General features: G+C 68.9%; 16 protein-coding genes and 1 tRNA gene. 8 read left to right on the plus strand and 9 right to left on the minus strand.

Annotation, left to right across the window (positions count from 1 at the left end; translation table 11 throughout):
- Positions 1–23 precede the first annotated feature (23 nt).
- Together L942_RS37335 and L942_RS37340 are read left to right on the plus strand one after the other, a co-directional pair.
- A complete protein-coding gene (locus L942_RS37335; protein ID WP_037369346.1) occupies positions 24–206 on the plus strand; it encodes an excisionase family DNA-binding protein in 183 nt (60 codons plus the stop codon).
- Between the two features lies 1 nt (position 207).
- Positions 208–1,419: a site-specific integrase gene (locus L942_RS37340; RefSeq protein WP_037369349.1), complete on the plus strand. Its 1,212-nt coding sequence runs from the start codon at positions 208–210 to the stop codon at positions 1,417–1,419.
- A 78-nt stretch (positions 1,420–1,497) separates the two neighbouring features.
- On the opposite strand, the gene L942_RS37345 is transcribed toward L942_RS37340, so the two are convergent.
- The 5 genes from L942_RS37345 to L942_RS37365 all read right to left on the minus strand — a co-directional run bounded on the left by L942_RS37345 (position 1,498) and on the right by L942_RS37365 (position 5,535).
- Positions 1,498–1,570, minus strand: a tRNA-Ala gene (locus L942_RS37345).
- Positions 1,571–1,643: 73 nt separating this feature from the next.
- Positions 1,644–2,447, minus strand: coding sequence for a divisome protein SepX/GlpR (gene sepX, locus L942_RS37350; RefSeq protein WP_037369350.1), 804 nt, complete (start codon positions 2,445–2,447; stop codon positions 1,644–1,646).
- A 161-nt stretch (positions 2,448–2,608) separates the two neighbouring features.
- Positions 2,609–3,268 (minus strand): GNAT family N-acetyltransferase, encoded by a 660-nt coding sequence (locus L942_RS37355; protein WP_037369352.1) that lies wholly within the window; start codon positions 3,266–3,268, stop codon positions 2,609–2,611.
- 3 nt (positions 3,269–3,271) lie between these two features.
- Entirely contained in the window at positions 3,272–4,633 is a 1,362-nt protein-coding gene (gene glp / locus L942_RS37360) for a molybdotransferase-like divisome protein Glp (protein ID WP_106965183.1), read from the minus strand.
- Positions 4,630–5,535 carry a UTP--glucose-1-phosphate uridylyltransferase gene (locus tag L942_RS37365; RefSeq protein WP_037369353.1) on the minus strand — a complete coding sequence of 302 codons (906 nt, stop codon included), beginning with the start codon at positions 5,533–5,535 and terminating at the stop codon, positions 4,630–4,632. The genes glp and L942_RS37365 overlap by 4 nt, the downstream gene beginning before the upstream one ends.
- 24 nt (positions 5,536–5,559) lie before the next feature.
- Here L942_RS37365 and L942_RS37370 point away from each other — a divergent pair, with 24 nt between their 5' ends.
- The 4 genes from L942_RS37370 (at position 5,560) to mscL (ending at position 8,393) form a co-directional block, all read left to right on the plus strand.
- On the plus strand, positions 5,560–6,159 hold the full coding sequence (locus L942_RS37370; RefSeq protein WP_037369354.1) for a 5-formyltetrahydrofolate cyclo-ligase: 600 nt from the start codon (positions 5,560–5,562) through the stop codon (positions 6,157–6,159).
- Positions 6,160–6,774: 615 nt separating this feature from the next.
- Positions 6,775–7,104 carry an FmdB family zinc ribbon protein gene (locus L942_RS43485; RefSeq protein ID WP_081655389.1) on the plus strand — a complete coding sequence of 110 codons (330 nt, stop codon included), beginning with the start codon at positions 6,775–6,777 and terminating at the stop codon, positions 7,102–7,104.
- 129 nt (positions 7,105–7,233) lie between these two features.
- A complete protein-coding gene (locus L942_RS37375; protein WP_235079622.1) occupies positions 7,234–7,893 on the plus strand; it encodes an SAF domain-containing protein in 660 nt (219 codons plus the stop codon).
- Between the two features lie 74 nt (positions 7,894–7,967).
- Positions 7,968–8,393 (plus strand): large-conductance mechanosensitive channel protein MscL, encoded by a 426-nt coding sequence (gene mscL / locus L942_RS37380; protein ID WP_037369355.1) that lies wholly within the window; start codon positions 7,968–7,970, stop codon positions 8,391–8,393.
- Positions 8,394–8,398: 5 nt separating this feature from the next.
- Here the strand turns inward: mscL and L942_RS45125 are convergent, their stop codons facing one another.
- Both L942_RS45125 and L942_RS37385 read right to left on the minus strand, forming a co-directional pair.
- On the minus strand, positions 8,399–8,572 hold the full coding sequence (locus tag L942_RS45125) for a hypothetical protein (protein WP_200863048.1): 174 nt from the start codon (positions 8,570–8,572) through the stop codon (positions 8,399–8,401).
- A 64-nt stretch (positions 8,573–8,636) separates the two neighbouring features.
- Positions 8,637–9,137 (minus strand): MogA/MoaB family molybdenum cofactor biosynthesis protein, encoded by a 501-nt coding sequence (locus L942_RS37385; protein WP_037369357.1) that lies wholly within the window; start codon positions 9,135–9,137, stop codon positions 8,637–8,639.
- A gap of 123 nt (positions 9,138–9,260) precedes the next feature.
- Between L942_RS37385 and L942_RS37390 the strand changes: the two genes are divergently transcribed.
- Both L942_RS37390 and L942_RS37395 read left to right on the plus strand, forming a co-directional pair.
- Complete coding sequence (locus L942_RS37390; RefSeq protein WP_037369359.1) at positions 9,261–10,319, plus strand: NAD-dependent epimerase/dehydratase family protein; 1,059 nt, start codon at positions 9,261–9,263, stop codon at positions 10,317–10,319.
- 56 nt (positions 10,320–10,375) lie between these two features.
- On the plus strand, positions 10,376–11,224 hold the full coding sequence (locus L942_RS37395; RefSeq protein ID WP_051166527.1) for an MBL fold metallo-hydrolase: 849 nt from the start codon (positions 10,376–10,378) through the stop codon (positions 11,222–11,224).
- 18 nt (positions 11,225–11,242) lie between these two features.
- Here the strand turns inward: L942_RS37395 and L942_RS37400 are convergent, their stop codons facing one another.
- Positions 11,243–12,292 (minus strand): sensor histidine kinase, encoded by a 1,050-nt coding sequence (locus tag L942_RS37400; protein ID WP_037369360.1) that lies wholly within the window; start codon positions 12,290–12,292, stop codon positions 11,243–11,245.
- A complete protein-coding gene (locus L942_RS37405) occupies positions 12,289–12,990 on the minus strand; it encodes a response regulator transcription factor (protein WP_037369361.1) in 702 nt (233 codons plus the stop codon). Before L942_RS37405 ends, L942_RS37400 begins: the two co-directional genes overlap by 4 nt.
- Between the last annotated feature and the right edge of the window lie 7 nt (positions 12,991–12,997).

A 12,997-nucleotide genomic window follows, 5' to 3' on the forward strand; every position in this document is an offset into this window, starting at 1 on the left:
CCAGGGAAGGGGGAGATCTGAGGATGATCACGCGTAAATGGCACACCGTTGCCGAGGTGGCGGAGATGCTGGGCTACGGACTGTCGAAGACGAAAATGCTGGTCGCCACTCAACAGATTCGCTCTGTCAAGGACGGCCGGAACCGGCGAATTCTTCCCGAATGGGTTGACCAGTACATCAACGATCGAGTTATGGAGGGAAATTAATATGGCAGGGAAACGCGCCAACGGGGAAGGTTCGATCTTCCCTTATCGAAGGGGGTTCTGCGCGTACGCATGGGTCACAACCCCCAGCGGAGACAGGAAACGAAAATACGTTTACGGGAAGACTCGGGAGGAAGTCCACAATAAGTGGCTGAAGCTGCAGCAGGAAGCAAAGAAAGGACCCGTTTCGACGAATGTTCCCAAGCTAGGCCCGTACCTGCTGCACTGGCTTGAGGAGTTTATTCAGCCGAACCGTGCACCGAAGACGTACGTCAACTATGAGCTTTTCGTGCGGTTGTACATCAACCCCTTCTTAGGGGAAACGCGCATCGATCGCCTTCAACTCCGCGAGGCACAGAAGTGGGCCAACAAGCTGCCTACGGTGTGCCAGTGCTGCGCACAGGGCAAAGACGCCAAGCGGCCGCGAAACAAGCAACGCTGCTGTGCGAAGGGTCGGTGCTGCGGACAGGCACCATCCGCAAGGACCATCAGGGACATCCGGGATTGCCTGCGGAGCGCGCTGAACTACGCCATCCGCGAAGAGCTGATTACCCGCAACGTGGTCGGCTTGGTGACGTTGCCTGCCGTCCGGAAGCCCAAGCGCCAGCGGTGGTCCAACGATGAAGCACGAAAGTTCCTGGAGTCGGCGAAGAAAGACAACGATCCGCTCTACGCGGCCTACGTCCTCATCGTGATCATGGGTATGCGCGAAGGGGAAGTGCTTGGCCTGCCCGAGGAAGCAATCAACTTCGAAACGTCCGAGCTGGACATCGCCTGGCAGCTCCAGCGCGTCCGGAAGCAGCTCCTGCACCGCCAGACCAAGACCCCGACGTCAGATGACACCTTGCCTATGATCGACGTCGTAACAGCGGCGCTGAAGCTGCGCATAGAGCACAGGAACCGGGACCGCGAGAAGGCCGACTTCTGGCCAGACAGCAACCTGCTGTTCACTACCCAGCTCGGTACGCCAGTCGAGCCGCGCAACTTCCTTCGTTCTTGGGCTGCACGCTGCACCAAAGCCGGTGTCCGCTACATCACCGTCCATGACGGCCGACGTTCGTGCGGCTCCCTGCTCGCCGACCTGGACGTGCATCCCCGCGTGGCCATGCGGATCCTCCGCCACGCTCAGTTCTCGATGACGATGGAGATCTACACGGAGGTCTCGTCCGAGCAAACACGCGCTGCGCTCAAGAAGCTGGGAGACAGCCTCCGATGAGCCGTTGCTGTACTTTGCTGCTGTACGGGCATGAAAAAGGCCCTCCCCGGTACCCCGGAAAGGGCCTCTCACCTGCTGTGGAGCTGAGGGGAATCGAACCCCTGACCTTCTCGATGCGAACGAGACGCGCTACCAACTGCGCTACAGCCCCTAGGAGCGTGAGCCCCTGTTGTTCAGTGCTTGGAAAGCTTAGCAGCGCCCTCCAGGCACCCCACAGCGGGGGGTCACTCTCCGACCGCCCGGCGGTACGGGCTCGTGCTCGGCTCGGCGAGTTCCTCGAAAGCGGGGTCCTCGTCGTCCAGGTCGACCACGACTGCCTGCCGACGGATGCGGGACATCGGGGACGGTTTGCGCTCCACGATGTCGCGCGGCACCTCGGGCGTGACGACCTCGACGTCCTCCTCTTCCTCCGCAAATGAGTCGTACGAAGGAGCAGCAGGGGCCGTCGCCGCGTAGCGGGCCATCCGGCGCTGCCGGATCTCTTCCTCGATGCGGACCTGGCGGCGGAGGTACACGAGGTAGCCGACGAGGGCGAGATCCACCGCGCCGTGCACCCACCACGCGAGCGAGATGGCGAATCCGGCGATCGCGGCCGTCACAACGGCGGCGATCAGCAGGATCACGACCACTCGCTGACGGAATGCGTACTTCGCCTTGGCCGCGATCTCGGCGGCTTCCGGGTCGAAGCCGCCTCGGCCGGGCCGGTAGCTGCGGCGTTCGCGGCGTGGTTCGGCGGCGCGTTCGGCACGCGATGGCTGCGGGAGCGGCTCCGGTTCGGGTTCGGGCTCGGCGTCCAGGTCAGCGTCGAGTTCCGCTTCGAGTTCGGCGAGGTCGTCCTCCACCGAAGGATTCGCATTGTCGGACACGGCGTCGTCCTCCTGTCCCTCGTTGCTGCCCCTTCGCACTACCCGGGCGGCCAGCGCGGAGGTCGGCGTCCGCGCGACTTGCTGGCGTTTGCGAGCCACCATGGGCACGAGAACGACGAGCCATGCCGCGGCGAGCGCGACGATGATCACCGAACTGGGCATCTCCCGTCACCTCCCCCGATTCTCTGCTGTAGTCACGCTAGCCACAACAGTCACACAGGAGGCGCAGACTCGCCGGGTTCGATCACGAAAATGCATCACCGCATTAGGTGAATCTCACAGGATGTGGTAACGCGTGATCGAAGCGGGACGCGTAGTCACCGTCAGAGCCGGTCGGCGCGTCCGGACGCCACCAGGCGGGACACCAGGCCGTCGCCGGTCTCCTCTTTCGTCACGGCGAAACACAGGTGGTCCCGCCACGCTCCGGCGACGTCGAGGTACCGCTCGAACAGCCCTTCCTGCCGGTATCCGGCCTTGGTGAGCACCCGAATGCTGGCGTTGTTCTCCGGCCGGACGGTCGCTTCCAGCCGGTGCAGCCCGGCGGCGTCGAAAGCGTGATCTGTCACGAGCGCGACGGCCGCGGTGGCCACACCTCCGCGGACGATCTCGGACGAGACCCAGTACCCGATCCAGGCCGACCGGAGTGCGGCGCGGATCACATTACCGACAGTGATCTGCCCCGCGAATTTTCCGTCCACCGTGATCGTGAACGGCAGGCACTGGCCCCGCCGCGCCAGGCCGCGCAGCGCCGCCCACTGCGACGGCCACGACCAGAACGCGTTGCGGTCCGCCCACGGCCCGATCCCGGTCGGCTCCCACTCTTCGAGGTGCTCGCGATCGCGCAGCCGCACCCGGCTCCACTCCCCGGCATCGCGCAACCGCACCGGGCGCACGGCCAGCACGCCTGCCGGGACCCGCAAGGGACCGAGCGTGGCTGGCCAGCCCGGGTGCCGGTTTTCGACCGAGTCGGCGAGTGCGGCCACGGATCAGGCGCGCTGGGCGAGGAAGGTGACCTTGACCTGGTCGCCCGCGGCCACCTCGGTGAGATCTTCTTCGACGGTGATGAGGCAGTTGGCCTCGGCTAGCGACGCGAGCAGGTGCGCACCGGACGTGCCGAGCGGCTGCACCAGGTACTCGCCGTTCGCCTCGTCGCGCAGCAGCTGGCCGCGCAGGTAGCCGCGGCGGCCCTTCGTCGAGGTGATCGACGACAGCAGCCGCGCCCCGACCACCCGGCGGTGCGGGTTGCGGGTGCCGCGCGCGGTGCGGATCAGCGGCCGCACCAGCACCTCGAAGACCACGAGCGCGCTCATCGGGTTGCCCGGGATGAGGAACGTCGGCACCGAATCCGGGCCGAGCCGGCCGAAGCCCTGCACCGACCCGGGGTGCATCGCGACCCGCGTCATGTCGATGTGCCCGAGGTCGGACAGCGCGGCGTGCACCTCGTCGCCGGAAGACCCGCCGGCTCCGCCCGCGACGACCACGATCTCGGACATCAGCAGCCGTCCTTCGACGACCTCGCGCAGCCGCTTCGGGTCACCCGGCACGATGCCGACCCGGCTCACCTCGGCGCCAGCGTCGCGAGCGGCCGCGGCCAGCGCGTACGAGTTGACGTCGTAGACCTGGCCGACCGACGGCGTGCGGTCGATGTCCACCAGCTCGTCGCCGACCGACACGATCGACACTCGCGGCCGCGGGTAGACCAGCACCTTCGCGCGGCCGACCGCGGCCAGCAGTCCGACCTGCGCGGATCCGATGGTGTCGCCCTTGCGCACCGCGACGTCGCCGATCTGCACGTCTTCGCCGGCCCGGCGCACGTAGCCGGCCGACGGCACAGACCGGTGGATCGTGACCTTGGCCTGGTGGCCGTCGGTGTACGCGGTCGGGACCACGGCGTCGGCGAGCGTGGGCAGCGGAGCGCCGGTGTCGACGCGTACAGCCTGCCCCGGCTGCAACCGGCGCGGCTGACGCGAGCCAGCCGGGATTTCGCCGACGACCGGCAGCTGAACCGGCTCTTGCCCGGCGGTCTGGACGTCGACGCTCCGGACCGCGTACCCGTCAACTGCCGCCTGGTCGAACCCGGGCAGCGCGTGCTCGGCGACCACTTCCTCCGCGCAGAGCAGGCCCTGCGCTTCGGAGATCGCGACCCGGACCGGCCGCGGGCGCACGGCGGCGTCGAGGGTCAGCGCGATCTGCTCGTCGACCGAGCGGAACTCACCCGACCCGGCGGATTCTTCAGTCGGGACACCGGTTTCTGCCGATTCCGCCGCGGCGACGGCCTGAATCGCCGGTTCAGTGGCCGCGACGTCTTCGGTCGGGGTGGCGGGGGTGGAATCGAGGGAGTCCGTCATGGGCGATCGTTTCCGATCCGTTCGGTCAGCCAGCTGCGCAGCGACGGCCCGTAATCCGGGTCCTCGAGCGCGAAATCGACGGCGGCGCGCAGGAATCCGCCCGGGTTGCCCAGGTCGTGCCGCCCGCCGCGGTGGACGACGATGTGCACGGGGTGCCCTTCCTCGATCAGCAGCGCGACGGCGTCGGTGAGCTGCAGCTCGCCGCCCGCGCCGGGCTTGATCCGGCGCAGCGCGTCGAAAATCGCCCGGTCGAGCAGGTACCGCCCGGCCGCGGCGTAGGTCGACGGCGCGTCCTCCGGCTTGGGCTTCTCGACCATGCCGTGGACCTGCTTGACGTCCGGGTCGTCGGTGTCGGTGACGTCGAAGACGCCGTACGGGGAGATCTGCTCCTTCGGGATGTCGAAGGCGCAGAGCACGCTCCCGCCGTGCTGGGCGCGGACAGCCGACATCCGGTCGAGAACCCCGGCGGGCAGCACGAGGTCATCCGGCAGGAGCACGGCGACAGCGGTGTCCTCGTCGGTGAGGTTGGGCTCAGCCTGCGCGACGGCGTGCCCGAGCCCGAGCGCCTGCTCCTGGATCGCGACCTCGACGTCCAGCAGCTCCGGCCCTCGGCGAACCTTCGCCAGCAGCTCGGTCTTGCCCTTCTCCTCGAGCGTCTTCTCCAGGTCCGGCTTCGCCTCGAAGTACCGGACGACGCTTTCCTTGTCCGGCGAGGTGACGATCACCAGCCGCTTCGCGCCCGCACTCGCCGCCTCGGTCGCGACGATCTCGATTCCCGGCGTGTCGACCACCGGCAGCAGCTCTTTGGGCACCGCTTTCGTCGTCGGCAGGAATCGCGTGCCGAGCCCTGCGGCAGGCACGATGGCGGTTCTGAAGGTCTGGGTGGTTGAGGCGCCCGTCATGGGCGCAAAGCCTAACCTGGTCTCATGCACGAGCCGGGCAATGAGACCCCGAGCAAGGCGGAGTGGCGGACCCGAATCCTTCGCGCCCGCGCCGAACTGCCTCCCGAAGCCCACGCTCGCGAGGCAGCCGCCCTGGCGACCGCCGCGTCGTCGATCCAAGCGGAAACGGTGTGCGCGTACCTCCCATTCGGTACCGAGCCCGGACAGATCTCCCTGGTGAACGCCCTGGCCGCGACGGGCGCTCGCGTCCTGCTGCCAGTCATCCCGGACGCGCCCGGCCCGCTTGACTGGTCCGAGTACACCGGCCCGGACGCCCTGATCCCCGGACGCCTCCGCGGCGTCCTGGAACCGTCCGGCCCACGCCTGGGCACCGCCGCGGTGACGTCGGCACAGGTGCTGCTGATCCCAGCCTTGGCCGTCGACCGCCACGGCACCCGCCTCGGCCGCGGAGCCGGCTACTACGACCGCACCCTGGCCGCTGCGCCGGATACCACCCGCGTGGCTGTGGTGCGCGCGGAGGAGGTCGTCGACCACCTCCCCGCCGAACCCCACGACGTGCCCATGACCGCCGTCCTGACGCCCTCGGGCCTCATCGAGCTGCCCACCGCCGCCGCGACTCGCTGAGGAGTGGTCAAGACCACTCGATGGGCTCGCCGTAGCCGGTGCGGTCGCCCCAACCGGATGTCCGCCGCCAGCGCCCGCCCGGCCGGTCGGAGGCACCCACCACCGCCGCCTGGTCGGGTGCCGTGGCCATCCCGCCGTCCGAACCGAAGGCCCGAGCGTCCGCCCTGGAGCCCAGAGAGCCCCAGTCTCGAGCGGTCCGCAACAGGTGCGCCACCTGCCCCAACTGACGCCCGCGCCCGCACTCGTACTGCTAGCTCCAAGCCGCGCGCGGACGCCCACCGTCACCGAGCACCTGGCCGAACATTCCGGAACGAATCACCCAAAAACGCGCGCCCGACAGGCCGCTCGCACATCCGCCGAACCCAGCACAGCCAGGCCCTTCCACGGACGCTGCCCAGGCCCGCCAAGCCAGCCGCCGACAGCCCGCCCGACCGGACTAGTCGCAGTCCAGCCACCCGGCAGCCTCGCCCGCGACACCCTGACCAGCACTAACCCGCCTCTGCCCCCTCCCGCCGCCGCAGTGTGAGCAAGGGGTAATTGCGCTGAGGGAATGCCGTCCAGCACAATTGGGTTAGCACTCTTGTAGGTCGAGTGCCAGTGCATGAAGGAGCTTCAGTGCCCACGTACCAGTACGCCTGCAAGGAATGTGACCACCGCTTCGAAGCGGTGCAGTCCTTCTCCGACCCCAGCCTGACCGTCTGCCCGCAGTGCTCCGGCGCGCTGCGGAAGGTCTTCAGTTCGGTCGGCGTGGTCTTCAAGGGCAGCGGGTTCTACCGCACGGATTCGCGTGATTCGAGCAAGTCGAGCACCTCCGCGGCCCCGGCCAAGACCGAGAGCGCCAAGTCCGACTCGTCGTCCACCACCTCCTCTTCGTCGACGTCTTCTTCGTCCTCGAACACATCCTCCACGACGAGCACGACGAAAACGGCTTCCGCGTCCTCCTGAGCCCCGAGTTATCCACAAGGGGCCAGTTGTCCACAGGTTCGCGAATCGGCTCTTCCGGCCGGTTCGCGACGTCCTTAACGTCGGATTCGTGCGGCATCCCGCCGTACCGGAACCGACGAGGGGACAACCGTGAACACCTTGCTCAGCCGCCTTCCCGCGCTGCCTGACGTCCGTCTGCCGCGCGGGCGGCGAGCCCGGATGCTCCGCCGGTGTCTCGCGGCGGCCCTGCTCCTGGCCGGCCTGCTCGTCCTGTTCCTCCCGCCCTCCGCACGGGGCGCACCCGCCACCTCGACGGTGGTCTCCGCTCGCGATCTGCCCGCGGGCTCGGTCCTGCGCGCTGCTGACGTGCGGACAATCGCACTGCCCGACAACCTCCGCCCGTCCGGCGCGCTTTCCGCGACCGACGCGGTTGTAGGCCGTCTTCTCTCCGGCGCGGCCCGGGCTGGCGAACCCATCACCGACGTCCGGCTCCTTGGCAACAGCCTCCCCGTAACGGGTGAACCCGGCGCGGTCACCGTCGCCGTCCGGCTCGCGGACGCGGCCGTCGCCGAGTTGCTCCAGCCGGGCCAGCGCGTCGACGTCGTCGCGGGCGCGGATACCACAAAAACCGCCTCTGTGCTGGCCAGCGGGGCCACGGTGGTCACCGTCCGGCGTTCCGACGACGTCGGGAATCACGCCCTGGGCCCGCCGCAGAAGGGTCCGCTGGTCCTGCTCGCGCTCCCGATGGGGGTTGCCACGCAGGTCGCTGCTTCCTCGCTCGAACGACCGGTAACGGTTACTCTCCGCTAACCCGACCCTGTTCCGACGGGCGACGGCTGTCCGAAGACGGCCAGATGCCTGTCCCGAATCCCCTGGGAGCAGCAGTGCTGAAAGGTTTCAAGGACTTTCTGATGCGCGGCAACGTCGTCGACCTCGCGGTCGCCGTCGTGGTGGGAGCCGCGTTCACCGCGATCGTCACCGCCTTCACCAACGGCCTCATCAAGCCGCTGATCAACGCCCTCGGCGGTTCGAACGCGGGGAAGGGCCTCGGCTTCAACGTCCTGCGCAACAACGACTCGACCTTCATGGACTTCGGCAGCGTGATCAACGCGGCGATCAACTTCGTGATCGTCGCCGCGATCGTCTACTTCCTGATCGTCCTGCCGGTCAAGCACCTGCAGGAGCGGCGCAAGCGCGGCCAGGAGCCCGGCCCGGCCGAGCCCACCGACGTCGAGCTGCTCACCGAAATCCGCGACCTGCTGCGCGCGCAGCAGGGCAACGGCGAAGGCCCCTCGCGCCACAGCAGCTGAGGGGGTCACCGATCGTGATGCGGGGGCCGGTTCTCGAGATACCACGAATCCGGAGTGGTCTCCGGGCCCCGGCCCCGCTCATCGGACGTGGTCTCCGGCAGCACGTCGCCGAAGACCTCGTCGACCCGGCGGCGGCGCTGGGCCTCGGTCACGCGGGGGCGTCGTTCCTCGTCCGGCATGGGTCCATCGTCCCACCTGTTGTTTGACAAGTGCAGAGAGACATCCGCCGCACAACGGCCGGGCTCAGACCTCTTCGAGGCCGGAGAGCTCGTCGATGACGTGCGGGACCAGCGAGGAGAGGGTGGCCATGCCGTCGCGCACCGCCGCGCGCGAACCGGCCAGGTTGACCACCAGCGTGCTGCCCGAAACTCCGGCCAGGCCGCGGGAGATCCCGGCGTCGACCGCGCCCGCGGCCAGCCCCGAGGCGCGCAGGGCCTCGCCGATGCCCGGAATCGGGCGGTCGAGCACGCCGGCGGTCGCGTCCGGCGTGCGGTCGCGCGGCGATACTCCGGTGCCGCCGACCGTGATCACCAGGTCCGCCCCGCCGATCACCGCGGTGTTGAGCGCGTTGCGGATGGCCGCGGTCTCGGCCTCGACCACCACGACGCCGTCGACGATGAACCCGGCTTCCTCAAGCAGCTCGGTGACGAGCGGCCCGGAGGTGTCCTCGTGCTCCCCGTGCGCGACCCGGTCGTCCACAATCACCACGAGTGCCCGGCCCAGCCGCTGTGCGCTCCGTTCCATGCCGACACCGTATCCGGTTCCAGGCCCGCTCCGCCGCCACGGGCCCGGTGATTTCTGACGATTCGGTGACGTGGTCGGCGCAGGCCGCGCGCACCCTGGCGCGGTCGGCCTACCGTCGGCGAGGTGCGAGTGCTCCTCACCGGCGGCGCCGGATTCATCGGGTCCCGGATCGCTGACCAGCTGGCCGATGACGGCGACGAGGTCGTCGTGCTGGACAACCTGCTGTCCACCGCGCACGGCTCCACCACGCCGCCCGAATACACCCGGCGGCACCGCTTCCTGCGCGGTGATGTCACCGACACCGAGATCGTCGCTGAACTGCTCGACGGCGTCGACGCGGTCTGCCACCAGGCCGCGGTGGTCGGGCACGGCGTCGATCCCTCCGACGCACCCTCATACGCGCTGAACAACGACTACGGCACCGCCGTGCTGTTAGCCGCGATGCACGCGGCGAAGGTGCGCAAGCTCGTGCTCGCCTCGTCGATGGTGGTCTACGGCGAGGGCCGCTACGCATGCGCGGAACACGGCGTCGTTGCTCCCTCGCCTCGCCGGCAGTCCGATGTGGACGCCGGACGATTCGAACCGGCTTGCCCGCGCTGCGGTGCCGAGTTGGGCTGGCGACTCGTGCCCGAAAACGCGCCGCTGTTGCCTCGAAGCACCTACGCGGCAACAAAACTGGCCCAAGAGCATCTCGCGGGCGCGTGGGCACGGCAAACCGGCGGCACGGTCTGGGCGTTGCGGTACCACAACGTCTACGGCCCGCGGATGCCGCAGAACACGCCGTATGCGGGCGTGGCATCGCTGTTCCGTTCAGCGTTGGAACGCGGCGAAGCGCCGACCGTGCTGGAAGACGGGCGACAGCAACGGGATTTCGTGCACGTGGACGACGTGGCCCGAGCGAACGTCCTCGCGCTCCGGAGCGACGGTCCCGAAGCCGAGATCACGCCGCTGAACGTCTGCTCCGGACAGCCGCACAGCGTCGGCGACCTGGCCCGGGAACTTGCCCGTGCCTGCGGCGGGCCGGAGCCGCGGATCGTCGGCGGCGCTCGGCCGGCCGATGTCCGGCACGTGGTGGCCGATCCGGCTCGGGCGCGGGAGTTGCTCGGGTTCAATGCGGAAACGTCCTTCGCGGAAGGCATCGCCGCGTTCGCCACTGCGGAACTGCGCGCCCCGGTCACCTGATGAGGTGAAGATCACGTTCCGGAATGAATTGGCCGTACCGGATCTTGATGCTGGGCATGCGTTCCATCGTGGTGGGGGACATCGAGATCCACGCGCTGACCGACGGACGGCTGCAGCTGCCGTCGTCGTTCTTCCCGGGACTCCAGGGCAAGCGCTCGGCCCCGAGCACTGTGCCCGTGGTCATCGGCGCGTTCCTGATCCGAACGGGTAACCGCACGGTGCTGGTCGACGCTGGGTTCGGTCCGCGTCGGGCCGGCGAGCCGCATCTGCCGCAGCACTCGAAAGAGCAGTTGCACCCGGTGGTCAGCGCCGCTGAACCGGACCACACCGGCGGGTTGCCCGCAGCGCTCGCCGAGGCCGGGGTCGACAGCGAAGACATCGACACCGTCGTACTGACACATCTGCACGCCGACCACATCGGCTGGGTCGCGCCGAACGGCGAGCCGTACTTTCCGAATGCCGAAGTGCGGTACGGCGCACCGGACTGGGCGGCATTCGTCGAACCGGCCGGGCGGCACGACCGCGGCCGTGTCGCGCTGGAAGCCCTTCGTGCACAGGGCAAACTGCGTCCGCTCGTTGACGGCGAGCCGGTCGCTCCCGGGGTCACCGTCCGGCACGCACCCGGGCACACGCCAGGGCATTACGTACTGGAAGTCGCGGATCAGGACCGTCGCGCCGTCCTGGTCGGCGACGTCTTCCAGATCCCGGAGCAGCTGACTGATCCGACGATCGGCGCGGCGTCCGACGTCGATCCCGGGCAAGCGGAGCGGACCCGCCGCCGCTGGCTCGGCGAGGTGGTCGGCACCGGCGCGATCGTCGCGGCAGCGCATTTCCCGGAGGAGCCGTTCTTCCGGATCGCGGCCGACCACACCGTGGAGCCGGTCTCGGCGGTTGCCGCGTCCTGACCGTCCACAACAGACGGTTCAGGACGCCGCCAGCGGCAACCGCACCTCGAAGCGGCATCCTGGGCCGTGGTTTCGCACGCCGATCCGTCCCCGGTGTGCTTCCACCAGGCCCTTCGCGATCGCCAGGCCCAGCCCGCCGCCACTGGTAGTGCCGCTGCGGTCGGGGGTGCGAGCTTGCGTGCCGCGGAAAGCGACGTCGAAGACCCGGCCGATCTCGTCGTCCGGAATCCCGCCGCAGCCGTCGTCCACCGCCAGCAGTGCCTGGTCGCCGTCGATGCCGATCTGCACGGCGACCGTGCCGTCCGGCGGAGTGTGCCGGATGGCATTGGAGACCAGGTTCCGCACGATCCGCGCCAGCTCCGGATCGCTGCCGGACACCACCGGCCACGCCGACGCGTTTTCCAGCACCCGCACGCGTTTGCGGTCAGCTACCGGTGCCTGCGCGGCGACCGCGTCGCTCACCACGTCGCGCAGCGGCACCGCCGACATGCTCAGTTCGAGTGCTCCCGCAGTGATCCGGGACAGCTCGAACAAGTCGCCCACCATGCCGGACAGTCGCGTGGTCTCGCCGCTGATGCGCTCGGCGTAGTCGGCCACTTCGGCGCGTTCCGAAACCACGCCGTCCGCCAGTGCCTCCGCCATCGCCTGGATCCCGGCGAGCGGACTGCGAAGGTCGTGGCTGATCCACGCGACCAACTCGCGACGCGACGCCTCCGCCGCGCGTTCGCGTTCCCGTGCCTCGCGTTCCCACACACTGCGTCGCGCGATGACCCGGCCCAGCACCATCGCCGCGGGAACCGCCACCAGCGCCACGAGCAGGCATACGAGCAGTTCGGTGGTCAGCGCCTCAGTGAACATGAAGCCGCTCACGCCGAGGATCCCGACCAGCATCGCGGCGACCGGCGTCAGCACGAGCGTGGTCATCGTGGTGGCCAGCGACCGGTGCCGCAGGAGGTAAAGCGCGAGCCCGCCCAGCGCCGCCACCGGCAACGCGAACATCAAAGCGAGCGGCAGGATGTGCAGGACGTGGACGAACAGGTCCCACGCCGACTCGCCCGACCCGATCACGGCTGTGTCCGGTCGTAGCGGTAGCCAACACCCCACACCGTCGCGACGCGGACCGGTTTGGCCGGGTCACGTTCGATCTTCTCGCGCAACCGTCGCACGTGGACAGTCACCGTGGACTGGTCGCCGAAGTCCCAGCCCCACACCTTCTCCAGCAGGTCGGCCCGGCTGAACGCGACGCCGGGATGGGAGAGGAAGAACGCTAGCAGATCGAACTCGCGCGTGGTCAACGGCAGTGCCGCGCCGTCGAGCGTCGCCTGACGGGCGGTCATCTGGAGCCGGAGATTGCCGTCCGTCAGCTCAGCGGTGGGCGGTTCGGGCCGCGGCATCCGGGCCCGGCGCAGCACGGATGCCACGCGCAGCGTGAGTTCCTTGGGGCTGAACGGTTTGGTGACGTAGTCGTCGGCCCCTAGCTGCAGCCCGGCGATGCGGTTCTCCTCCTCGCCGAGCGCGGTGAGCATGACGATCGGCACCTGGCTCGTCTGCCGCAGCCTCCGGCAGACCTCCAAGCCGTTCAGGCCGGGCATCATCACGTCGAGCACCACCAGATCCGGCACGCGCTGTGCGAACTGGGCGAGCGCCGCCGTGCCGTCGCCGGCCAGGTCGACGGTGAAACCGGCGGTTTCGAGGTAGCGACGGACGACGTCGCGCACAGTCTCGTCGTCGTCGACCACGAGCACGCGACCCGCTTGGTCCTCCATGCCTCAC

This window comes from Amycolatopsis orientalis DSM 43388 (genome assembly GCF_000411975.1).
GTDB lineage: Bacteria > Actinomycetota > Actinomycetes > Mycobacteriales > Pseudonocardiaceae > Amycolatopsis > Amycolatopsis orientalis_D.